Here is a 23,138-nt window from a genome sequence, read left to right as displayed (position 1 = left end):
TCCCTCCACTTGTGAATTATAATCCACCGTACCTTCTAGCTCGATTTTGATATTCAACTATTGCTTTTACAAATTGATCTTCATCAAATTCAGGCCAGTATGCATCAGTAAACCACAATTCTGAATAAGCTAACTGCCAAAGCATAAAATTACTGATTCGCAATTCACCACTTGTACGTATTAATAAGTCTGGATCAGGTAAACCAGATGTATGTAAAAATGAAGAAAAAGTTTCCTCTGTTATTTCCTTTTCAGTTACTTCACCTGAATGAATGGCATTCATTAAACGAGTGAAACCTTGCAAGATTTCATTTCTGCTACCATAATTCAATGCAAAATTTAGTATAAGACCAGTATTGTGTTTTGTTAATTCTATCGCTTTTTCAATGGATTTTAAAGTATAATCTGGTAATCCTTCCTTATTGCCAATCATTTTTATTTGTATATTATTTTCAATGAGTTCGTCTATCATCATAGGAAAAAATTCTTCTGGCAATTTCATTAAGAAATCAACTTCATCTTTTGGTCGTTTCCAATTTTCCGTTGAAAAAGCATATAAAGTTAATACATCAATCCCCATGTTATTTGCTGCAATCGTAATGGATCTCACATTTTTCATACCAGCATGATGACCCATAACTCTTGGCAATCCTTGTTTCTTGGCCCATCTTCCATTCCCGTCCATGATAATAGCTACATGTTTAGGAACATTCTTGTGATTTATATCTGACTGAAAATTCCTTTGTTCAGTAACTTTGTTTCCAAACCATTTTTTTAATCGTTTTAACATCATTTTTTCCTCCAAAAAAAGGAATTCTGATTAAATGAAAACCCCACCATATTGGGGGGATCCGATGTTATAACATCATGATATTAAACATCCATAATTTCTTTTTCTTTTATACTGAGTAACTCATCTACTGATGCTACAAATTTATTTGTTAATTTTTGCACATCGTCTTGGTGGCGACGAGATTCATCTTCTGATATCTCAGTTTTTTCAAGTTTTTTTATCTCATCGTTAGCATCTCTTCTTATGTTCCGAATGGCAACTTTTGCTTCCTCACCAGACTTTTTAGTTGCTCTAACCAATTCCACTCTACGCTCTTCTGTAAGTGGCGGGATAGAAATACGAATGATTTCACCGTCATTCATAGGAGTTAATCCCAAATCAGATTTCAAAATTGCTTTTTCTATATCGCTTAACACTGTTTTATCCCATGGCTGAATGATTAGTGTACGTGGGTCAGGTGTATTAATGTTACCTACTTGATTTAAAGGAGTTGGTGTTCCATAATAATCTACTTGAACTCGATCTAAGATAGCAGGATTAGCACGACCTGCTCTCATTGAGGACAAATCTCTTTTTAGTACTTGGACAGCTTTGTCCATTCTTGACTCAGCATTACTTTTAACTGATTGAGGCATTATTCAGCACTCCCTTTCCTCTTTACTATCGTACCAATTTTTTCTCCTAATACAACACGTTTAATATTTCCATTCTCTGTGATTGAAAAAATAATTAAAGGAATGTTATTATCCATACATAAGGATGAAGCTGTAGAATCCATTACACCTAAATTTTGATTAAGAACTTCCATATAAGTAAGTGTATCATATTTTTCAGCAGTTTTATCCTTGAATGGATCAGCAGAATATACACCATCGACTTTATTTTTAGCCATTAATATTACCTCTGCTTCAATCTCAGCTGCACGTAATGCTGCAGTTGTATCTGTTGAGAAATAAGGGTTGCCAGTGCCAGAAGCAAAAATGACTACTCTACCTTTTTCTAAGTGTCTTATGGCTTTTCTTCGAATATATGGTTCAGCGATTTGTTTCATCTCTATGGAGGTCTGCACACGCGTTGGAACCTTAATATTTTCAAGTGCATCTTGCAAAGCTAATGAGTTCATTACTGTAGCCAACATTCCCATATAATCTGCTGTGGCTCTATCAATTCCTTGTTCACTACCTGCAATACCTCTCCAAATATTACCTCCGCCAACAACAACTGCTACTTCAACACCTAATTCAATAACTTCTTTGATTTGGTATGCTATAGATGTCATGACATCTGATTCTATTCCATACCCCGCATTTCCTGCTAAAGCTTCTCCACTCAACTTTAATATTACACGTTTAAATTTAGGTTGTTCCAAGTATTTGCCCCCCCTTTTTTCTATACGTTTTTAGTTATACATGTCAGTCAATTATAAATAATAATTGAAAAAAGAAGGAACACGAAGTGTTCCAACTTATATCAGTATATTAATTTTTCATTTGAGCTTTTACTTCTTCTGCAAAATTTTCTTCTTTTTTCTCTAAACCTTCACCAAGTTCATATCTAACAAATCTACGAATTGAGATATTTTCACCAATTGTTCCTACTTTTTCATTTACCAAATCCGCAATCGTTTTATCTGGATCTTTAATAAATTGTTGTTCTAACAAACAATATTCTTCATAATATTTGCTAAGACGACCTTCAACCATTTTTTCAACAATGTTTGCTGGCTTTCCTTCATTTAGTGCTTGATTTTTTAATACTTCACGTTCTCTATCTAAATCATCCTGAGATACTTCTTCACGACTCACATAAGATGGATTTGATGCTGCAATATGCATTGCGATATCTTTAACGAAAGCTTGAAAATCATCAGTTAATGCAACAAAATCTGTTTCACAATTCACTTCAACAAGCACGCCAATCTTTCCACCTGCATGTATGTAAGATTCTACTACACCTTCTGATGCAACACGTCCCGCTTTTTTAGCAGCAGCAGATAAACCTTTCTCCCTTAAAATATCCATCGCTTTTTGAATATCACCATTTGCTTCATCAAGTGCCTTTTTACAATCAAGCATGCCTGCACCTGTTTTTTCACGTAATTCTTTAACACTAGCAGCTGAAATAGCCATAAAAAAGACCTCCTAAGTTCTTTTGTAAATTGAGATGGTAAGGTAAACCTTCCTATCCTTAAAAAAATGGGATGATGGATATATCCATCAACCCATCTTTCGTTTTTTCAATATATTTTAGCAAATTAAGCAGTCGTTGATGTTTCTTCACCTTGATGTGCTTCAACCACAGCATCTGCCATTTTAGCAGTGATTAATTTTACTGCTCTTATTGCATCATCATTACCAGGAATAACGTAATCTACTTCATCAGGATCACAGTTTGTATCAACAATAGATACAATTGGAATACCCAACTTTTTAGCTTCCGCTACTGCAATACGTTCTTTTCTTGGATCAATAATAAACAATGCACTCGGAAGTTTCTTCATGTGTTTAATACCACCTAAGAATTTTTCCAAACGAGCTTTTTCTTTGTTTAATAAGATAACTTCTTTTTTAGGTAAGACTTCAAAAGTACCGTCTTCTTCCATTTTTTCTAATTCATGCAAACGATTAACACGTTTTTGTATTGTTTCAAAGTTAGTTAGTGTACCACCTAACCATCTTTGATTAATATAGTACATACCACTGCGCTCTGCTTCATCTTTAACTGAATCCTGAGCTTGTTTTTTTGTACCTACAAAAAGAACTGTTCCGTTGTCTGCTGCAATAGATTTAATGAAGTTATAAGCTTCCTCAACCTTTTTTACAGTTTTTTGTAAATCAATAATGTAAATTCCGTTTCTTTCGGTGAAGATGTAACGATCCATCTTAGGATTCCAACGACGAGTTTGATGCCCGAAATGAACCCCAGCTTCTAGTAGCTGTTTCATGGAGATTACTGCCATCCTCACACACCTCCTCTAAATTTGGTTTTTGTTTTCCTCCGCCAATCGCATTTTCTCATAAGACTTTCAGATAGAAAGCACCCTTGATAAGAATTAATTGACGTGTGTATTAACACCGTCAACTAATATACCATAACTGGCATTCTTATGCAACAAAATCCTGTTTTAAACTAAAAAACCATCCTCAAAATTAATATACAGGACGGTTTGTCATATTGAAATCATTTTACTCAGTAATTTTGGTTATAATATAAATTAAATCATCTGATTTTTGAAATAAGTAATATCCTTTTTTGATTTTACGATGCAGATTTAATTCTGTCATCATGGACTCGAATTCTTCTATCTCAGAAATAAGATCCAATTTAAACAAAATAATGCCAACATCGTTAGAATTCATTCCTTCTTGTATTAGAAATGCTTTTGTTTCAGGTGGATTAGTGTTCATACTATTATCTTTTAACATTTGATCTATTTTTACATTAAATTGTTCCTGTGTAAACCTGGTTTCATTGCTTGGGTAAATAGTGTAATTTAGTTCACTTGCCGCTTCCTTTAATTCAAAAACATTCATCTCTTGTTTTTTGGGAGTAATGTCAGTAATAACAAAAGTGTTACACAATAACAGGAGAGCCGTAAGAGCCATTCCGATTCCAAATCCATAATAAAAATATTTATGCCTTAGCACGTGATTTGCCCTCCTGTTTAGCTAAATTAATGATAAGCTGGACTTCTCCTTTATTGATTCCAGTTTTATTCGAAATGTATTGGACCGACTTTCCATCATGATGCATTTTCATAAGATCATTGTATCTGTCATTAATTTTCAACACGTTCTCTTTTTCATTAAAAGTTTCATCTTTTAATTGTTTAGACGGTGTTTGATTTGGTTCCTGTAAATTTTTATCTAATTTTTGAAGCTGAATCTCCAGTTGCTCCACTCTTTTAGTTAATCTAGAATTTTGATCTTGAGTTATTTCACTCATTCGAACAATACGATCCATTATTTTTTGATTTTCTTCAACCAATTCAGTTGAAAAGTCTTCAACAGTTTGATTTACTTCTTCTACTAATTCATTCGTTGAGTGATAAGATTGATCTTTCACAAATAATTTAACAATAACAATCATTGTAATGCCGATGAAAATAAAAATATAGTAAAGCAAAGAAGTCACCTCCAAATCATCAATATTAATGATGTCAATCTTGTTTAGAATTGAGTGCTCCTCTTAATCTTAAAATCGCTTTAGAATGAAGTTGAGAAATCCGTGAAGGTGTCAGAGACATGACTTCGGAAATTTCACTTAATGAAAGATCTTCATAGTAATATAATGAAACAACTACTCTTTCCTTTTCAGTTAGTTTTTCAACTGCTTTTGCTAACGTTTCTTTTATATGCATCTCTTCAACTTTGCTCTCGGGTTGAATTGCACTTTTATCTACTAAAAGTGATTTTCTTGTTTCAGTCTCCTCTTCTTGGACAGGTTCATCTAAGGAATATAAAGTAGTAATGGATATTTCCTGTAACATTTTATTAAATTCAGATTCACTTACATCTAGAAATTCACAAACTTCGAGATCGGTAACAGATCTTAAATGTTTCTGTTCAAGTGTTTTGTAAGCCTCTTCAAGTTTTTTTGATTTTTCTCTGATTGACCTGGGAACCCAATCCCCTTTACGTAAATGATCTAAAATAGATCCTCTAATTCTGAATGATGCATACGTTTCAAATTTTAAACCTCGTTCATAATCAAATTTTTCCAAAGCATCTATTAAACCAATGACACCATAACTTTGCAAATCATCGTGTGAAATATTTTTAGGTAAACCAATAGCTACTCGATTCACTACAAATTGTACAAGTGGAATATATGACTCAATTAATTTTTTCTTTATTTCATGATCAGAATATTCTTTCCATTGCTTCCACAATAACATTTGGGTTTTGTTGTTATTCACTACAATCACCACCCTTACTCATTTGACAAATGCTTCACAGCCTCTGCCACTGCTTTCGAGTCCAACTTATCTTTCGTTTGTAGCTTCGGAGGTTTCATAGGAGTAAAGGTACCTTGATCCTTGTGATCATGAACATTTTCTTTAAGAACTTCATTCATCTCATCTATTTCCTCAGGGGTAGTTATATCTAAATATGTTCCTTTAATTGAGCTTTGATCTAAATTATTTTTTAAAATTACCGCTATGCCCCACCTAACAATAAAACCTAAAATAAATAATAATAGAAAACAAAGCAGGCTCCTTATGATTGAGGTTTGAATCAAATTATTATAAACATTAAATAATAAAGTTAATATCATGCCGATGAAGCTAAAAACTAAATTCCATTTCCAAGTTCCAACCATTTTAAATTTCCTTTATTCCATATTTAATGCTGCGAATTGATAAACTACCATCAAATACATCCAACTCAATTGTTCGTCCGAATGATCCACCTATATCTTCAGCTTGAATTGGGATTTTTAGTTGTTGTAAAATCTCTTTACATTTCATAATATTCTTGTATCCAATTTTCATTGAATCAAGTTCAATTTGAAACATTTGAGAACCACCTGCCATCTTTGCATGTATGTTCTCATAAGAAGCTCCAAACTGATGCATCTTTTTTAAAAGGGCAGGAATCGCAGTATCTGCATATTTTGCTACATTAAAACTTTGATCTCTTGCAATTTGTGAGGTGGGTAGCATAATATGGGCTAATCCACCTACCTGATTCATTGGATCAAACAATGTCAACCCTATACACGAACCTAATCCTGTGGTTTTTATTTTCCCATCGCCCTTTAATACATTAAACTCTGCAATCCCGACTCTCAAAACAGTACTTTCCATCATTGAATAGGTACTCCTAAAGCATGAAATATTTTATCTAAAGATTCAGGATCAGGTATAAAAATAAAATGTCCTTCTACTTTTTCATTACCTTCCAAGAAATTAGTTTCAATTAAAAGAGCATAATCACCATATTGACCACATTGCAACATACCCGAACTTAAAACAGCACCTAACATATCCATTGTCAGTGAGGGAACAGATGGATAAATCTTAAGTTGTGTAAGATTAGCAAGTGAGGAAAGATAAGAACCAGTTAAAATATTTCCTATTTCAGTTAATGTAGATATTTCAAAATCTGAATACTCTTTATTTTTATTTATGTTTATATGTAATACATCACTTAGTAACTGATTTGCAGACTTTTGAGATAAGATAAAATACATATTCCCAGGTGTTTCTCCAATGACACGAAGATATACTGCAATCACAATTTTTTCGTCATCTCCTAAACTTTCCGTTATATTAGAAAATGGACCAAAATTAACCCTTGGTACTTTCATGTCTATTGTTTTGTTTATTAGATTGGATAAAGCAGTCGTTGCATTACCTGAACCAATATTCCCTAATTCTTGTAATACATCTAACTGAATAGATTTAAATTTATTGGATGTGCTCACTTTGTTACCTCAAATTCTTCTAACTGTACAATTTCATTTTTGTTCAATACTTCTGTAAGATTCAATAAAACTAAAACTCGTTGGTCATCAAGTCTAGCAATTCCTTGAAGATATTTAGCTTCAATACCTCCTACAAGTTCAGGTGCAGGTTCAATCAAATCACTATTAATATCAAATACATCATTTGCTTCAGCAACAATTAAACCTACCTCTATATCATTAATAGTAATGATTATGATCCTAGTTTGTTCAGTGTACTCCGTTTCTTCAAGTCCAAATCTACCTCTTAAATCTATTACAGGAATCACAGAACCTCTTATATTAATCACACCTTTTACAAAATCAGGTGTTTTAGGTACACGTGTAATCGGCATCATTCTTTCAATTGTATTCACGTGATCAACATCTACTCCATACGACTCATGTCCTAAAGAAAACATAATAAATTTCAAATCTTCTCCCATACTAAACATCCTCCTTAAAATAAATAATAAATATATTAATTTGTACTTTTCATTCTCTTATTGACTACTTAAATAAAGCATTGGGGTCAACGATTAAGGCTACCTGTCCGTCTCCGAGTATTGTAGCTCCTGAAATAGCAAAAATGTTTGTTAAATAATTCCCGAGTGATTTTAAAACAATCTCTTGCTGCCCGATAAATTCATCTACTACAACAGCTAATTTCTCATCCCCTTTTTGAAGAATAACAATATTATATTCTGCAGGATCATATGACCCAGGAATATCATATATGTTTTTAAAAAATAAAATGGGTATTAATTTTTCACGATATTCTATCATATTTATATTATGTACTATTTTGATATCCTGTTTTTGTAAAATATCTGTTTCAAGAATAGATGTCAATGGTATGGCATATTTTTCTTCCCCTTGTCTAACTAACATAGCTGGAATAATAGATAAAGTAAGAGGCAATTGAACTGAAAATTTTGTACCTTCCCCTATTTTAGAATCAATATGTATTTGACCACCTAGAGAATTTATTTTCGTTTTTACAACGTCTAGTCCGACACCTCTACCAGATATGTCAGAAACTTTATCTGCTGTGCTGAAACCAGGTGAAAAGATAAGTTGATGAATTTGTTCTTCAGTCATCGTTTGTGACTCATCTTTACTAATAATTTCTTTCTTTAATGCAATGTTAGTAACTTTTTCTTTATCAATGCCTCGTCCATCTTCCTCTATTTCTATGAAAACTTGATTCCCACTATGGTAAGCAGAAAGATACAGTATACCTTTTTCAGATTTACCACTCTTAATTCTTTCTTCAGGTGTTTCAATTCCATGGTCTAAAGCATTTCTAAGTAAATGAACTAATGGATCACCAATTTCATCAATTACATTTCTATCTAACTCAGTATCTGCCCCTGAAATCATTAATTCTACTTCTTTATTTAATGATTTTGCTAAATCTCTTACCATTCTTGGAAATCTATTAAATACAGATTCAACAGGCATCATCCGTAGATTTAATACTATATTTTGAATATCCCCACTTACTCTTGACATATGCTCAACCGTTTCAGTTAAATCTATTCGGTCTATTTCAGATGAAAGTACATCTAATCTAACCCTATCTATCAACAACTCACTAAATAAATTCATTAAGGTATCGAGTTTATCAATATCCACACGAATTGTACGATTTGAAGAGGTTTTTACACTTTTTTTATCAGGTACACGTTGCTTTTTAGGTTTAAGTTTATTCTCTGTTTCATTTTTCTTTTTAAATTCACGCTCTTTTTTAGGTTGAGAATGCTTTTCTGGTTGTTTTTGAGATACATGTTGCTTTTCAGGATGCTTTTCTGGTTGTTTTTGCTTTTCAGGTTCAAAATGACTTCCTGGTTGTTTTTCAGATACTTGTTGCTTCTCAGGTTCAGAATGCTTTTCTGGTTGTTTTTCGGATACTTGTTGCTTCTCAGGTTCAGAATGACTTTCTGGTTGTTTTTCTAGTTTCTTCTGTTTCTTTGGTTCATTCATTTTTTCTTCATTTTCCGTTTTGTTTTGTTGCATGTCCACAAAATGTTCTTCTAGAAAATGATGATCTACGACATCAATCTGTATGGAGTTGATTTCAGATATGTTTAAAATTTCATGTTTCAATGTTTTTTCATCAACATCGGAAATAAAGTAAAGTAACAATTCATTGTTAATTAACTCTTGTTCAATGTCATCAGTGCTAGGTGTTATTTTGACAATCTCACCGTTTCTTTCAAGAGTACTGGTTACCATAAATACTCTGGCTACTTTTAATAAACAACCTTCATCAATGTTGATTTTTATATAAAAAACTTGCTTTGATTCCAGTGATCTTTGTAAAACAGAATATTGGTGTTCATCCAGTTCAGCTGCTGTATTTTCAGTACCTTGATTGATTTCAATGTTATGGGCTTCCTCAATATTTTTAACGACGATCATGTGAAGTGCACTTACGATATCTGTCACATCTGCTTTTCCAGTTCCACCTTCGAAAATATCAGATAACATCATTTCTAAAATGTCTAAACTATTAAATAATACATCGAAAATAAATGTACTCATTTGGATTTTTCTATTTCTAACAAGATCTAATACATTTTCCATCTCATGCGTTAATGAGGATAAATCATCATAACCCATTGTTGCAGACATACCTTTTAATGTATGGGCTGAACGAAATATTTCCTGTACTAACTCTAAATTATCAGGTGCATTTTCTAGTTTCATAACATTATCATTTAAATGCTGTAAATGTTCCTTTGCTTCATCAATAAACATATTTAAATATTGATCTGAACTCATGATCAAACCTCCCTGGAGAAAGAATTTAATTTATTCCTATTAATAATTCTATTAGTTCGTGTTCATAAAGTTCAGTTTTCAGCACGGCATCTAGCAAACTCATGAAGATATTTCGTGATCCCTACTTAATTTCAGGCAGTTCCTTATGACCAACGTAGGATCAGCATTTCTTATGCTGATAAAATGGTGAGACTTATTGAACAACTTCTATTAGTTTTGATGCAATTTTATCTAACGTTAAAATGTAACGTACCTCATTTAATTCAATTGCAGCACGAGGCATTCCAAAAATGATACTACTTTCTTCAGACTCAGCAATAGTAGAGCTTACTCCCGACTGTATTAACTGTTTCATTCCTTGTGCACCATCCGATCCCATTCCAGTCATAATCACGATATGTTTCTCCAATTCTTTGAATGGAGCCAAAGATTCAAACAAATAATCTACAGATGGACGGTGACCTGCTTGAAGTTTATCTTTAGAAAGATTGATTTTATACTTTCCAAGATCCTTTTCTACACTCATATGCCAATCACCTGGCGCTAGGTATGCTGTTGATGTTTCAATAACTTGCCCATGTTCTGCTTCAACCACTTTCATAGAAGACAACATATTTAATCGTTCTGCTAATGATTTTGTAAACTTAGGAGGCATATGCTGTACGATTAACAAAGGTGCTGAGAAAGTTCCAGGCAGTGCTGATAGTATCTGTTGTAGTGCTCTTGGCCCACCAGTAGATGTACCAATTGCAACCAAATGTAAAAACTTATCGCTTCCCTTGCTTTTAAGTTGTACCCCACTTCCTGACTCTTTAAAAACTGGAATTTGTTTCTTTACATTGGATTTCACTGCACTTTTCAGCTTTTCTATAAATGGAAATTCACTGATTTGTAGAGTAAAGCTATCCGGAATAGATGGTTTTTTAATAAAATCTACAGCTCCATATTGTAAAGCTTTAATCGTTTCTATCGTGCCAAAATCCGTAAAATTACTTAACATAAGAACTGGGGTTGGCTGCTTTTCCATGATCAATTGCAATGCTTCTAAACCATCCATAATCGGCATTTCGATATCCATTGTAACGATATCTGGTTTAAGCTCAATTACTTTATCTACAGCTTCTTTCCCATTTTTAGCAATATATATAATTTCAAATTCATCATTTTCAGAAATAATATTTGTTATTAAATTCCTCATGAAAGAGGAATCATCTACTACAATTACCCTATATTTCGTCATGTGTCACTCTCCAGTATTAGGGATCATCATTTGAGTAATCTAATCATTTTATAGAAAAAACCTTTTACATTTGTATTTGAATTACTTGTTTCTTCTGATAGATATGTACTACATATTTGTTGAATGTCTCTTGAGGCTTTAGTGTTTGGATAAGCAGATAAAAAAGGGATTTGCCTTTTTACTGCCTTTGAAATATTGATATCCTCACCGATGTATCCAAGAGTTGATAGTTCCAAATCTAAAAATTGCTTAGCCACTAATCTAATTTTTTCAGAAGTTAATCTTCCCTCTTTTTGTGTTGTAACTCGATTAATAATCATTTTAAATTCTATTTGTTGATTCATGGAATGCACCATCTTAATAATGGCATATGCATCAGTTATTGAGGTTGGTTCGGGTGTAGTTACTAAAATCGTCTCATGCGATGACATCATTAAATTCAGAGATTGTTGCGTTAACCCAGCCCCTGTATCAAAAATGATATAATCAACGCTACCTAATAATTTACTAGCTTCATATGCAAAAAACTCTAAATCAGCTTGAGATAAATTTAATAATTCTTGGATTCCAGATCCACCTGCTATAATTTGTAAGTTGTGTACTCCTTTCGTTATAATCTCTTGTATATTTTTTTCTCTTTTTAATAAATGAAATAAATTATATTTAGGGGTCACCCCCATTAATACATCAATATTTGCCATACCAACATCTGCATCGAAAATCAACACTTTATACCCTTTTAGTTGTAAAGCTAAGGCAAGGTTTAAAGTCAAATTTGACTTGCCAACTCCACCCTTTCCACTTGTTATTGTAATGACTCTAGTTTTGCTGTCATTGGTATTACTTTGCATCTTTATTATATTTCTTAATCCTTGGGCTTGATCATTCATGTTAAGGATCCCCCATTATACGATCAATGACTTCATCATATTTCAAAACAGAAACATCGTCTGGTACGTTTTGACCAAATGTCACATAAGAAGGTTTCAAAGAAAATTCATTCATTAGATTAAAGATATTACCTAATGATTCTGTCTCATCCATTTTAGTAAAAAGAACTTTATCAATTCCAAATTTCATAAAATTATGAGTAATGGTTTTCATATCTTTATATTTTGTAGTTAAACTTAACACCAAGTAGGTTTCACTTTGTTTCTGATATTTCAACAAACTCTTCAGTTCAGAAACATTCATTTCATTTCTAAAGTTTCTCCCTGCTGTATCCATCAAAATGACATCAACATCTTGCAATTTCTCAATGGCAATTTCAAAATCTTTAGGTGTGTTCACAATATGCAACGGAACATCTAAGATAGTCGCATAAGTTTTTAATTGATCAATGGCTGCAATTCGATAAGTATCTGAAGTGATTAAGCCAATTTTACGATTATATTTCAATACTTGATCGGCAGCCAGTTTAGCAATGGTTGTAGTTTTACCTACACCTGTAGGTCCTACAAAGTAAGCAATTTTAGTTTGTGGCGATAAGCCTTGTATATTTTGATAAGATAACAACTCTATTAGATGTTTCCTTACGATTTGATTTGTTTTACTTTCAGATATTTCATTTAACTCTTCATCATGCTGTTCAATGATTTGCTGTATAATGTTATCGATTAGTTGTGCTTCAAATTCATGCTCATTTAAACGAAGCTGTATATCTTTTATATGGTTTGGTATTTTTGAGTTTTCTTCATTTATGTGAAACTTTAAAATAAATTCCTTAAGCTTTTTAACCTCATCTAAAACATCTAAGCCAGAAGCTAGAGTTGATTTATCCTTAGCATTTGTTGAGAAGCTTGGATTCAGTTCATGTTCTTGTGGTCTTTTTTTTACATTCTCCATATTGTTTACTTCAGAAGCAGCAATCACTTCAATTCTTTTTTTACTAAATAAACCTAAAAACCCGCCTTGCTTAAATTCTTTTGTATTTAAAATTACTGCATTTTGCCCTAATTCAGATTTTATTTTTTGAAGAGCAGCAGGCATAGACTCAACTACGTAACGTTTTACTCTCATATATTCACCACTCCCACACTTTGAACCTCAATCGTTGGTTCTAATTCCTGATAAGATAATACCGGTATATCTTTCATTGTCTTTTCAGTTAATTGACGTAAAAAGTATCTTATCGTTGGAGAAGTTAGTATGACAGGGTTATTACCTGTTTGCATAAATTTTTTGACTTGTTCTAATATTCTTTGATGTATGATTTGTGAAGTGGAAGGGTCAAGAGCAAGGTAATTTCCATGTTCAGTTTGTTGAATCGATTCCGATATTTTCTTTTCTAGATCAGGACCAATGGCTAATACTTTTAAAACATCGCCAACTGAGCTATATTGCTGTGTAATTTGACGGGACAAACTTTGTCTCACATATTCTGTTAATACCTGTGGATCCTTTGTGTATGCAGCATAATCTGCTAACGTTTCAAATATAGTTACTAAATCTCTTATTGAGATTTTTTCTTTTAATAAATTTACTAATACCTTTTGGATGTCTCCAATAGATAATATATTTGGAATAAGCTCTTCTATTAAAGCAGGTACATTTCCTTTGATATTTTCTACTAATGAATTTGTTTCTTGTCTACCTAAAAGTTCATAAGCATGGTTTTTAATGATTTCTGTTAAATGCGTGGCCACAACAGAAGGTGGGTCTACAATGGTATAACCTGATAATTCTGCCCTGTCCTTCGTTGTTTCATCAACCCATATTGCTGGTAACCCAAATGCAGGCTCTACGGTCTCAACACCTGTAATGGAATCATCATCAATACCAGAACTCATGGCCAAATAGTGATTTAATAGTAATTCACCACGAGCTACTGGATTTCCTTTAATTTTAATGACATATTCATTCGGATTAAGTTGAATATTGTCGCGAATTCTCACAACAGGAACAATAAGTCCCAGTTCTAATGCGCATTGTCGTCGAATCATGACGATTCGATCCAGTAAATCACCACCTTGTCCTGTATCTGCTAATGGAATTAAACCATATCCAAATTCAAATTCGATAGGGTCAACATCCAATAGATTAATCACACTCTCTGGACTTTTCACTTCTTCTATGTCTTGTTTCTCTTCCATTTGTTCCTCTTCTTTTTTTCTATTATGTATGTTGTGTTGCATTTTACGTGCAGTTATGACAAATGTAATTACTAAAGGAAGGGTAATAAGCACTCCTATTGGAGTAAAAATTCCTAATAAAGCAATGGTTCCGGCTACTATATATAATAATTTGGGATATGCCAACAACTGAGAAGATAAGTCAAAGGCTAAGTTTCCTTTAGATGCAGATCTTGTCACGATTAAACCAGCTGAAGTAGAAATTAACAAAGCAGGGATCTGACTCACCAAACCATCCCCAATTGTTAATACTGAGAAAGTGGACGCGGATTCTGTTAATGACAAGCCGTGCACCATCATTCCAATTACTAAACCACCTAACAAGTTAATCAATAAAATAACGATTCCTGCAATGGCATCCCCTTTAACAAATTTACTAGCTCCATCCATTGCACCATAAAAATCAGCTTCTCGTTCTATTTTTTGCCTTCTTTCCTTTGCTTGCTGTTCATCTATTAAACCTGCATTTAAATCAGCATCAATACTCATTTGTTTCCCTGGCATTGCGTCCAAAGTGAAACGAGCACCAACCTCAGCAACTCTCTCGGATCCTTTTGTAATGACTATAAATTGTACAACAACAAGAATAAGAAAAACGACAAAACCTACTGCAATGGTGTTCCCCCCGACAAAGTTTCCAAAAGTTTCAATAACAGGACCACCCCTAGCCTCACTTAATATCGTTCTTGTAGAGGAAACATTAAGTGCTAATCTAAAAAGTGTTGTAATTAGCAACAAAGCAGGGAAAATTGAAAATTCCAATGCATCCTTTGTATTCATAGCAACTAATAAGATCATTAAAGCTAACGAAATATTAATAATCAGAAGGATGGACAATAACATCACAGGGATCGGAACAACCATCATAATGACAATACCTATAATTGCAAGAAGTATCAAAATTTCTTTGATTTTCATTCTGTTTGCCCCTCCTTTCATTTTTTCACTATATACGCTTCTTCAATTTATATACATATGCCAATACCTCTGCAACAGCTTGAAATAATTCATTTGGTATAGACTCACCAATTTCTACCTGTTGATAAAGTGCTCTGGCTAAAAGTTTATTCTCCATTGTGACAACTTTGTGCTCTTTTGCTTTTTCTTTTATTTTTAGAGCAACATAATCTGTTCCTTTTGCAATGACTAAAGGAGCTTGCATTTTATCAGCATCATATTTTATTACTACAGCATAATGTGTTGGATTGGTAATAACAACATCAGCATTTGGAATTTCTTGCATCATTCTTTGCATTGCCATTTGACGCTGTTTTTCTTTTATTTTACTTTTAATTAATGGATCTCCCTCAGTTTTTTTGTACTCATCTTTTATATCTTGTTTGGACATTCTCTGCTGTTTTTCAAAGTCATATTTCTGATACATATAATCAAATACTGCTATTACAATTAAAATGAATCCAATGAGAATTCCTAGAACCACTGTAAGATTGGCTGTGTAAGATAACATATATTCCAAAGAATTAGATGATAGAGAAAAAATGTCCATTCTTTCATTCCATAAAATTAAAAATGCAACAGAACCTATAATAGAAACTTTTAAAATAGATTTCAAAAATTCTACTGCAGCTCGTAATGAAAATATGCGTTTGGCACCTTCAATTGGATTCAGTTTACTCAATTTCATTTTTAAAGGTTCACCAGTAAATAAAAAACCAATCTGCACATAATTTGCAAGAAATCCAAATATCATACTTAAGATAAGTAAGGGAAGCATAAAAATGAGCATGCTGTTTAAAAGCTCCGCAAGAATAATCATTACATTATCAATCGTAATTTCCCACTGCATAAATTCTGTTAACGGGACGATAAAAAACTGTTGCACTCTATTGCTAAAAAATGAACTAAATAAATATAAAAATAAAAAAGAGAATAAAAATATAAATGCACTCGGAAGCTCCATACTTTTAGCAACTTGCCCTTTTTTCCTAGCCTCTTGCCTTTTTTTAGGTGTCGCTTTTTCTGTTTTTTCCCCAGCAAAATATTGTAAATCTAATTTCAATTGATATTTTTGCAAGCGTATCACATCCTAAGCAACAATGAATAAGTTAGAGTAAAGTTATTGTAAAATCATAAACAACTCTACTAATCTCTTAAACATTTTCTCAAACAAGTCTTCATATAAATACAAAAAGCCAGTGACCAATGTAAATAACACGAACAAACCAACCATAATTTTAATCGGTATACCAATAACAAATAAGTTAAACTGAGGAGCTGTTCTAGCTAACATTCCCAATGCAACATCTACCAAAAACAAAACAGCTATTAAAGGGGCAGACATCTGAAATGCTAAAAAAAACACATTTGTAAAGGTTGAAATAATGAATGTGGAAATGTCACCATCATAAATATTTATAAAAAGTCCATTTGATAATGGAACCCATTCATAGCTATCCATAATGGCACGCAACAATAAATGGTGTCCATTCATAATTAAAAACAACGTAATGGCTAACATGTACTTGAAATTACCAAGTATTGGCGTTTGAACACCAGTTATGGGGTCCATTACATTAGCCATACCAAATCCCATCTGAAGGTCAACAAAAGCACCAGCAATTTGAACAACTGTAAAAAAAAGATAGGCTGTAAACCCAAGTAGTAACCCTACCAAAATCTCTCTTAAAATAAAAGTTATGTATTCATTATTAACCGGCACTGGTACCTCTAATCCAATAGACATGAAAGTTAATAACGTAATAAATAAAGACAATCCAATTTTATATTGTGCAGGTAGTCCTCTAAATGAAAAGATAGGAGAAACTACAAAAAATGATGTTATTCGACAAAAAATCAGCATGACATTAGGTAAATATTGAAGAACAAGGTCTATATACATGAAGAAAACCTACCCAATAAATAAATATAAATTATTAAACAAATTTGTAGTGAAATCTACTAAAACCGTTAAAATCCATTCACCAAAAATTAAAAGTGCAACGAATACGGCCACGATTTTAGGTACAAACGCTAAAGTTTGCTCTTGTATTTGTGTTGTAGCTTGTAATATACTAACGATTAATCCAATAGCCAAAGCGAGTAATATCATCGGAGCACTTACCTTTAATACAATCCAAACAGCTTCTGCAGCTAAACCAATTATAAAATTTGAAGTCATAAATATCTCCCTTGCACTATGGATTAAAGCTAAGCAACAACGATTTGACTACTAGGTGCCAGCCATCTACTAGAATAAACAATAATATTTTAAAGGGTAAAGAAATCATAACTGGCGGCAACATCATCATTCCCATGGACATTAATACACTAGATACTACCATATCAATAATTAAAAAAGGAATAAATATCATAAACCCCATTTCAAATGCGGTCTTTAATTCACTAATTGCAAAAGCAGGAATTAAGGCTGTTAGTGGTATATCATATATCGTCTCTGGTTTTTCAATATTGGCATATTCCAAAAACAGTAACAAATCTTGATCCCTTGTATGTGGAACCATAAATTCTTTCATTTCATTTGATGCATTTACAAAAGCTTGTGTTTGATCAATTTCTTCTTTTAACAAGGGTTGTAATGCATTTTCGTTAATATCCCCTATCGTTGGAGCCATAACAAATAATGTTATAAACAATGCGAGACCAATTAAAACTTGATTGGGTGGCATCTGTTGAGTTGCCAAACTCGTTCTAACAAAGCCAAGCACAATTACGATTCGAGTAAAACTTGTCATCAATAAGAGAATTGCAGGTGCAATACTCAAAATTGTTATAAGGATTAAAATTGTAACTGTATTTGAAGGCTCGATTCCAGGTATTTCGGGAATGATTGGCAAAGTAAGTTTGTTAATCATCTTCATTCTCCCGATCTTTATTTTTGTCGTTTATTAACATAGAATCGATTTTTTCATTTCTTTTCTTTACGTTATTTATTTTCTCATAAATAACTTCATGAAAAGTAGAATTAGTTTGATTTTCTGTATGTATGATTTCCTCTGCTTTATTTTTTTTCAACCCATTGAATAATGATTTATAATCCAAAAAATTGATAGATTTATGATTTGTATTTAACGTCTGTTTAATAAGATTAATCTTTTCTATTTGATCAATTTTATCAATAAGTTGTACATCATCACCTACCCCAACCAAATAAATATCTCCACCAAACTCAATGACTTGAATTGAATTCTTTTGACCAAGTTTAATTCCACCTAAGTGTTTGATTAAACGATTAGACAACATGGTATTTTTAGTTAGAAACTTAATAACTAAAAAAATCAAAACAATAATTAATAACAACACAAAAAAAACAAAGACAAATTGTTCTGTTAATCCCTCTACACGGTTATTTAAAGGGGGGGACATTAGTTTATTTAAAGTATAGGTTGTATTTTTGAGCGTAACCAAAAATGAACAATCCTTTCTATTGATGTACGAAAACCTATCGAGTTATTTGTATCAAAATACTATATAATGAAGGCTTACCTTAAATTACATCTATTAACTAAGTGTTTTCTTAATTGCTTCGATTACACGGTCTGCTTGGAAAGGTTTTACTATAAAATCTTTAGCTCCTGCTTGAATAGCATCAATCACCATCGCTTGTTGACCCATTGCAGAACACATAATAACTTTAGAGTTAGGATCCATTTTTTTAATTTCTTTGAGTGCTTCAATACCATCCAATTCAGGCATTGTAATATCCATTGTAACTAGATCTGGTTGAAGTTCTCTATATTTTTCTATTGCTTGTGAACCATCAATAGCTTCACCTACAACATCAAACCCATTCTTTGATAAAATATCTTTGATCATCATTCTCATAAAAGCAGCATCATCAACGATTAAAATTTTGTTAGCCATATAATTCCCTCCGTAATTATTGTATTTTATTTAGTCGATCGACTTGATTTATTATTTCAGTTACTCTGACACCGAAGTTTTCATCTATGACAACCACTTCACCCTTAGCAATGTTTTTGTCATTAACTAGAATGTCTACGGGCTCACCAGCTAATTTATCTAATTCAATAATCGATCCCTGAGTTAATTCCAAAATCTCTTTGACCTTTTTTTTAGTTCTTCCTAATTCTACTGTGACATTCAGAGGGATATCAAGTAATAAATCCAAGTTTACTTGATCTGAATGCGTTACATTAGTTTGAGTAAAGTTTTCATATTGAACTTGCTGTACGTTAACATTTGAGTTCTTAGAATGATTATTATCTAAACTCTGTTGTTTCTGATGAACTTTATTCATTTCTTTATATGATCTGTTAACTTCTTGTTGCTGTAAAGATTGTGATAAATTAGATGATGAATCTGATTCTAATGTACTTTCTACAGTCCAATCTTCTTTATTTTGTTCTTCATTCTGTTCTTCATTCTGTTCTTCATTCTGTTCTTCAATCTGTTCTTCAAACTGTTCTTCGTCGCCCCCTATTAAACTGCTGACTAAATTTTTAGCAAATGGTATCGTAACTAGCTGCATAATCGTTGAATCTATCAGATTAGCGATTTTCAATCTAAAAGATACTTTTATTACCACATCATCTGAAGGTAAACCTCTTTGATGATCCGTGTCTATAACATTTATACTTGGAGGTGATATATTTACAGTACGGTTGAAAATAGTTGACATGGATGTAGCTGATGATCCCATCATTTGATTCATTGCTTCTTGAACTGCACTGATATGAATTTCAGTAATTTTATCTGCTATGTTTGTACCATCCCCGCCTAACATAAGATCTGCAATGATTTTTGAATCTTCTTCGGCGATGACTAATAAATTAATTCCCTCCAAACCAGCAATATATTTTACGTGCACAGCTAGATGAGGATGCTTAAATTCTTTTTTTAATTCTTCTTTTAAGGCTATAGAAACATTTGGTGTTGTAATATCCACTTTTTGCCCAATTAATGTAGATAATGCTGTAGCTGCACTTCCAAATGTAATATTTCCAATTTCACCAAGAGCATCCATTTCCAACGAAGATAAATATTGATGGATATCCATTGATTCTTTTAGTTCGGACGGTTGGTTAAGTAATGCGTCTATTTCTTCTTGTGTTAATAAGTTCTTACTGTTCATTTCCACCCTCCTCATCATTTAAAATTTCTTCTATTTTTATTGCTAATTTCCCATTTAATTCACCTGGCCTTCCGATGAATTTTTCCTTGGTGCCTATACTTAATGTCAGCCCTCTTTGAATTGATTTATCTAATTTAATAACATCGCCTTCAACTATATTTAAAAATTCATGAACGGATAGGCTGGAATTTCCTAACTGAGCAACAACAGGTAACGTAGTATTATGTATTCTTTTCTGTAGAGCTTCAATTTCAACAGGATTTTTTTCTGTTTTTTTTTCTGATATAAACCAATGATGATCAGATAATCTAGACATAATAGGTTCAATGACAACATGTGGTATACACAAATTCATCATTCCAGAAAAATCTCCAATGTTTGTTCTCATAGATATAAGCGCGATCGTTTCGTTTGGAGAAACAATTTGAATAAATTGTGGATTTGTCTCCAGAGCAGTAAGTTTCGGTGTAACATCAATCACTGATTTCCATGCTTCTTTAAAACTATCAAATGCTCTTGTAAATATTCTTTCTAACACCATGGTTTCAATCTCTGTCAAAGTCGTAACGTTTGAAGGATTTGTCCCAACGCCTCCCAGTAAACGATCAATCATGGCATAAGCAATGTTAGGATGTACTTCCAAACACATCCTTCCTTTTAAGGGTTCAGCTTCAAATATATTTAGAATCGTCGTTTTTGGAATAGAACGGATAAATTCATCATATGGCAGCTGTTCAACTTGAACGACTTTAATTTGCATAAAAGTTCTTAATTGTGCCGAAAAATATGTTGTTAAGTATCTTGCAAAATTCTCATGAATTCTTGATAAACTTCTGATATGATCCTTTGAAAACCGAACTGCTCTTTTAAAATCATATGCTCTTATCTTTTTTGCAGATTCCTCTTTTTTTAGCTCCTCTGCATCCATCTCACCAGAAGAAAGAGCAGTTAATAAAGCATCAATTTCATTCTGAGATAGAATATCTACCAATTAAACCACTCCTTAAGCACGGTTAGCACTTTTATATTCGACTAACAACTCGATCTGTAATGTGAACTTGCTCTAATGTACCTTCTGTTAGAATTGGATTAATGATATCCTTCAGTTTGTTTATGATTAAATCTAAATCTTCACTATCACTCATCTCATTCGCTTTGGTATCTGCTAATAAACGAATGACATTTGATTCTACTATATGTATTGACGCTTCTAATTCCTCTTTTGCATGCTTATTATCAAGTTGAAACGCAAAACTTATTCTTATTAAATAGTTTAGATCAGATAGATTCGTTGTTACATCATCCATAAAAACAGTTAGTTCTTGAATCTCTTGTGCACTTGGATTCTCAGATGATAAAGGTTCTTTTTTAACCCAATCCCAAAATATAAATGCTGATAAAATAATTAAAGTAATAAATACCAAAATAAATATGAGTGAGAATAAAAGATTTCTTGACACTATGACCCCTCCGCATTTTGGAATTTTATCGTAGCATTCATTATACCAATATCATGAAGGTAGTTTTTAATTAATACTATCACATCTTTTACCTTCTCGAGAACCAGTATTTTTTTTCCGTTGGTTAGCGTTATTATTGTCTCTGGTATTTCTTCAATAGTTTCAATTAGTAAGGCATTAATAGAAACTTTTCTTCCATTGATTCGAGTCACAGTAATCATCATTTCCCTCCATTTGATAGTTTGAAGCCATTCAGTGGGGTAGTCAAACTTCCACCCACTGAATTCTCTTCAAGTTATCCTTACTTACTGTTCATATTCTCCAAAATTATAAAAGGAGTTCATGGATTATCGTTTTAAGTTAACTATTTCTTGAAGAATCTCATCGGATGTTGTGATTATTCTAGAGTTAGATTGAAATCCGCGCTGAGCAACAATCATTTCGGAAAATTCAGCAGTTAAATCTACATTTGACATTTCTAACTGACCTGAAATTATAGAACCTGTCCCAATGTCAGGATCATTAGCTTGCACTATTAAATCCAAAGGATCTTCCGCTTCTGCATCAGAATTTGGTGTAACTCTATATAAGTTTCCACCTAACTTTTCAAGACCCGAAGGATTTGTAACTTTGGCGATACCGATTCGAATGTCAGTTCCTTCTGATACTCCATCAACATTTACAGAAACAATTTCTCCATCTTGAGCAATATAAAATGATGTCACTTCTTCTGTATCTATCGTAATAATTTCTCCATCTGAATCTAGTAAAAACATTCCATTTGCATTAACTATATTTCCATTTGCATCCATTGAAAAATTCCCAGCTCTTGTTAAATAAGATGTCTCAACATCTGAATTAGGAGCAACAGCAAAAAATCCATCACCATCAATTCTGAGATCTGTTGGTACGTTTGTAGTCATTGCGCTACCAGGCGTATGGATGGTATTAATCGCTCCTACAGTAACACCCAGTCCAATTTCCTTTGCGTTACTTCCACCAGTTACATCGTTTGGAGCAGTTCCACCTGAAATTTGTTGGCTTAAAACGTCTTGGAACATCACTCTTCCAGCTTTAAAACCTGTTGTATTCACATTTGCGATATTATTACCAATGACATCTAATTTTGTTTGAAAGCCTTGCATTCCAGATATTCCGGAATATAAAGATCTAAGCATTTAAATCACTCCTACTATTTATAGTTGAA

28 protein-coding genes are annotated in these 23,138 nt (G+C 32.6%); all 28 read right to left on the bottom strand.

The genetic code is table 11. The features are described 5' to 3' along the window. Positions 1–16: 16 nt before the first annotated feature. Positions 17–790: an isoprenyl transferase gene (locus ERL59_RS00230; RefSeq protein ID WP_160643289.1), complete on the bottom strand. Its 774-nt coding sequence runs from the start codon at positions 788–790 to the stop codon at positions 17–19. Positions 791–873: 83 nt separating this feature from the next. Next, positions 874–1,428, bottom strand: coding sequence for a ribosome recycling factor (gene frr / locus ERL59_RS00225; RefSeq protein WP_160643287.1), 555 nt, complete (start codon positions 1,426–1,428; stop codon positions 874–876). Further along, positions 1,428–2,162 (bottom strand): UMP kinase, encoded by a 735-nt coding sequence (pyrH, locus tag ERL59_RS00220; protein WP_160643285.1) that lies wholly within the window; start codon positions 2,160–2,162, stop codon positions 1,428–1,430. Before pyrH ends, frr begins: the two co-directional genes overlap by 1 nt. Positions 2,163–2,271: 109 nt before the next feature. Next, positions 2,272–2,922: a translation elongation factor Ts gene (tsf, locus tag ERL59_RS00215; RefSeq protein WP_160643283.1), complete on the bottom strand. Its 651-nt coding sequence runs from the start codon at positions 2,920–2,922 to the stop codon at positions 2,272–2,274. A 125-nt stretch (positions 2,923–3,047) separates the two neighbouring features. Further along, on the bottom strand, positions 3,048–3,752 hold the full coding sequence (gene rpsB / locus ERL59_RS00210) for a 30S ribosomal protein S2 (protein WP_160643281.1): 705 nt from the start codon (positions 3,750–3,752) through the stop codon (positions 3,048–3,050). A gap of 226 nt (positions 3,753–3,978) precedes the next feature. Next, positions 3,979–4,440, bottom strand: coding sequence for an endolytic transglycosylase MltG (locus tag ERL59_RS00205; RefSeq protein ID WP_160643279.1), 462 nt, complete (start codon positions 4,438–4,440; stop codon positions 3,979–3,981). Then, positions 4,427–4,918, bottom strand: a complete 492-nt coding sequence (locus tag ERL59_RS00200) for a hypothetical protein (protein ID WP_160643277.1) — start codon at positions 4,916–4,918, stop codon at positions 4,427–4,429. The genes ERL59_RS00205 and ERL59_RS00200 overlap by 14 nt, the downstream gene beginning before the upstream one ends. Before the next feature lie 34 nt (positions 4,919–4,952). Then, positions 4,953–5,690 (bottom strand): FliA/WhiG family RNA polymerase sigma factor, encoded by a 738-nt coding sequence (locus ERL59_RS00195; protein ID WP_160643456.1) that lies wholly within the window; start codon positions 5,688–5,690, stop codon positions 4,953–4,955. Positions 5,691–5,725: 35 nt separating this feature from the next. Next, positions 5,726–6,115 (bottom strand): hypothetical protein, encoded by a 390-nt coding sequence (locus tag ERL59_RS00190; protein WP_160643275.1) that lies wholly within the window; start codon positions 6,113–6,115, stop codon positions 5,726–5,728. 1 nt (position 6,116) lies between these two features. Then, on the bottom strand, positions 6,117–6,605 hold the full coding sequence (locus ERL59_RS00185) for a chemotaxis protein CheD (RefSeq protein ID WP_160643273.1): 489 nt from the start codon (positions 6,603–6,605) through the stop codon (positions 6,117–6,119). Continuing rightward, positions 6,602–7,222, bottom strand: coding sequence for a chemotaxis protein CheC (locus ERL59_RS00180; protein ID WP_160643271.1), 621 nt, complete (start codon positions 7,220–7,222; stop codon positions 6,602–6,604). The genes ERL59_RS00185 and ERL59_RS00180 overlap by 4 nt, the downstream gene beginning before the upstream one ends. Next, complete coding sequence (locus tag ERL59_RS00175) at positions 7,219–7,686, bottom strand: chemotaxis protein CheW (protein ID WP_160643269.1); 468 nt, start codon at positions 7,684–7,686, stop codon at positions 7,219–7,221. The genes ERL59_RS00180 and ERL59_RS00175 overlap by 4 nt, the downstream gene beginning before the upstream one ends. A 64-nt stretch (positions 7,687–7,750) precedes the next feature. After that, the gene (locus tag ERL59_RS00170) at positions 7,751–10,027 is read right to left on the bottom strand and encodes a chemotaxis protein CheA (protein WP_160643267.1); all 2,277 of its coding nucleotides are present in this window, start codon (positions 10,025–10,027) and stop codon (positions 7,751–7,753) included. A gap of 193 nt (positions 10,028–10,220) precedes the next feature. Next, complete coding sequence (locus ERL59_RS00165) at positions 10,221–11,267, bottom strand: protein-glutamate methylesterase/protein-glutamine glutaminase (protein WP_160643265.1); 1,047 nt, start codon at positions 11,265–11,267, stop codon at positions 10,221–10,223. Between the two features lie 26 nt (positions 11,268–11,293). After that, positions 11,294–12,157, bottom strand: coding sequence for a MinD/ParA family protein (locus tag ERL59_RS00160; RefSeq protein ID WP_160643263.1), 864 nt, complete (start codon positions 12,155–12,157; stop codon positions 11,294–11,296). A gap of 1 nt (position 12,158) precedes the next feature. Next, a complete protein-coding gene (gene flhF / locus ERL59_RS00155) occupies positions 12,159–13,286 on the bottom strand; it encodes a flagellar biosynthesis protein FlhF (protein ID WP_160643261.1) in 1,128 nt (375 codons plus the stop codon). Next, a complete protein-coding gene (gene flhA / locus ERL59_RS00150) occupies positions 13,283–15,316 on the bottom strand; it encodes a flagellar biosynthesis protein FlhA (protein WP_235929742.1) in 2,034 nt (677 codons plus the stop codon). The genes flhF and flhA overlap by 4 nt, the downstream gene beginning before the upstream one ends. Before the next feature lie 28 nt (positions 15,317–15,344). Continuing rightward, entirely contained in the window at positions 15,345–16,433 is a 1,089-nt protein-coding gene (gene flhB / locus ERL59_RS00145; RefSeq protein WP_160643257.1) for a flagellar biosynthesis protein FlhB, read from the bottom strand. A 42-nt stretch (positions 16,434–16,475) separates the two neighbouring features. Next, positions 16,476–17,252: a flagellar biosynthetic protein FliR gene (gene fliR, locus ERL59_RS00140; protein WP_407925661.1), complete on the bottom strand. Its 777-nt coding sequence runs from the start codon at positions 17,250–17,252 to the stop codon at positions 16,476–16,478. Between the two features lie 15 nt (positions 17,253–17,267). Continuing rightward, positions 17,268–17,537, bottom strand: a complete 270-nt coding sequence (gene fliQ, locus ERL59_RS00135; protein WP_160643253.1) for a flagellar biosynthesis protein FliQ — start codon at positions 17,535–17,537, stop codon at positions 17,268–17,270. Positions 17,538–17,553: 16 nt separating this feature from the next. Beyond that, a complete protein-coding gene (gene fliP / locus ERL59_RS00130; protein ID WP_235929741.1) occupies positions 17,554–18,231 on the bottom strand; it encodes a flagellar type III secretion system pore protein FliP in 678 nt (225 codons plus the stop codon). Then, positions 18,224–18,784: a flagellar biosynthetic protein FliO gene (locus tag ERL59_RS00125; RefSeq protein ID WP_160643249.1), complete on the bottom strand. Its 561-nt coding sequence runs from the start codon at positions 18,782–18,784 to the stop codon at positions 18,224–18,226. The genes fliP and ERL59_RS00125 overlap by 8 nt, the downstream gene beginning before the upstream one ends. Positions 18,785–18,877: 93 nt before the next feature. After that, the gene (locus tag ERL59_RS00120) at positions 18,878–19,240 is read right to left on the bottom strand and encodes a response regulator (protein WP_160643247.1); all 363 of its coding nucleotides are present in this window, start codon (positions 19,238–19,240) and stop codon (positions 18,878–18,880) included. 16 nt (positions 19,241–19,256) lie between these two features. Then, a complete protein-coding gene (gene fliY / locus ERL59_RS00115) occupies positions 19,257–20,471 on the bottom strand; it encodes a flagellar motor switch phosphatase FliY (RefSeq protein ID WP_160643245.1) in 1,215 nt (404 codons plus the stop codon). Next, complete coding sequence (fliM, locus tag ERL59_RS00110) at positions 20,461–21,462, bottom strand: flagellar motor switch protein FliM (RefSeq protein ID WP_160643243.1); 1,002 nt, start codon at positions 21,460–21,462, stop codon at positions 20,461–20,463. The genes fliY and fliM overlap by 11 nt, the downstream gene beginning before the upstream one ends. A gap of 31 nt (positions 21,463–21,493) precedes the next feature. After that, entirely contained in the window at positions 21,494–21,931 is a 438-nt protein-coding gene (locus tag ERL59_RS00105; RefSeq protein WP_160643241.1) for a flagellar basal body-associated FliL family protein, read from the bottom strand. After that, positions 21,931–22,152: a flagellar FlbD family protein gene (locus ERL59_RS00100; RefSeq protein ID WP_160643239.1), complete on the bottom strand. Its 222-nt coding sequence runs from the start codon at positions 22,150–22,152 to the stop codon at positions 21,931–21,933. The genes ERL59_RS00105 and ERL59_RS00100 overlap by 1 nt, the downstream gene beginning before the upstream one ends. A gap of 126 nt (positions 22,153–22,278) precedes the next feature. Continuing rightward, the gene (flgG, locus tag ERL59_RS00095) at positions 22,279–23,109 is read right to left on the bottom strand and encodes a flagellar basal body rod protein FlgG (RefSeq protein WP_160643237.1); all 831 of its coding nucleotides are present in this window, start codon (positions 23,107–23,109) and stop codon (positions 22,279–22,281) included. Between the last annotated feature and the right edge of the window lie 29 nt (positions 23,110–23,138).

The organism is Chengkuizengella marina (genome assembly GCF_009910845.1).
In the GTDB taxonomy this organism is placed as follows: Bacteria; Bacillota; Bacilli; order Paenibacillales; family KCTC-33759; genus Chengkuizengella; species Chengkuizengella marina.
This window is presented reverse-complemented; position numbering and strand designations above follow the sequence as displayed.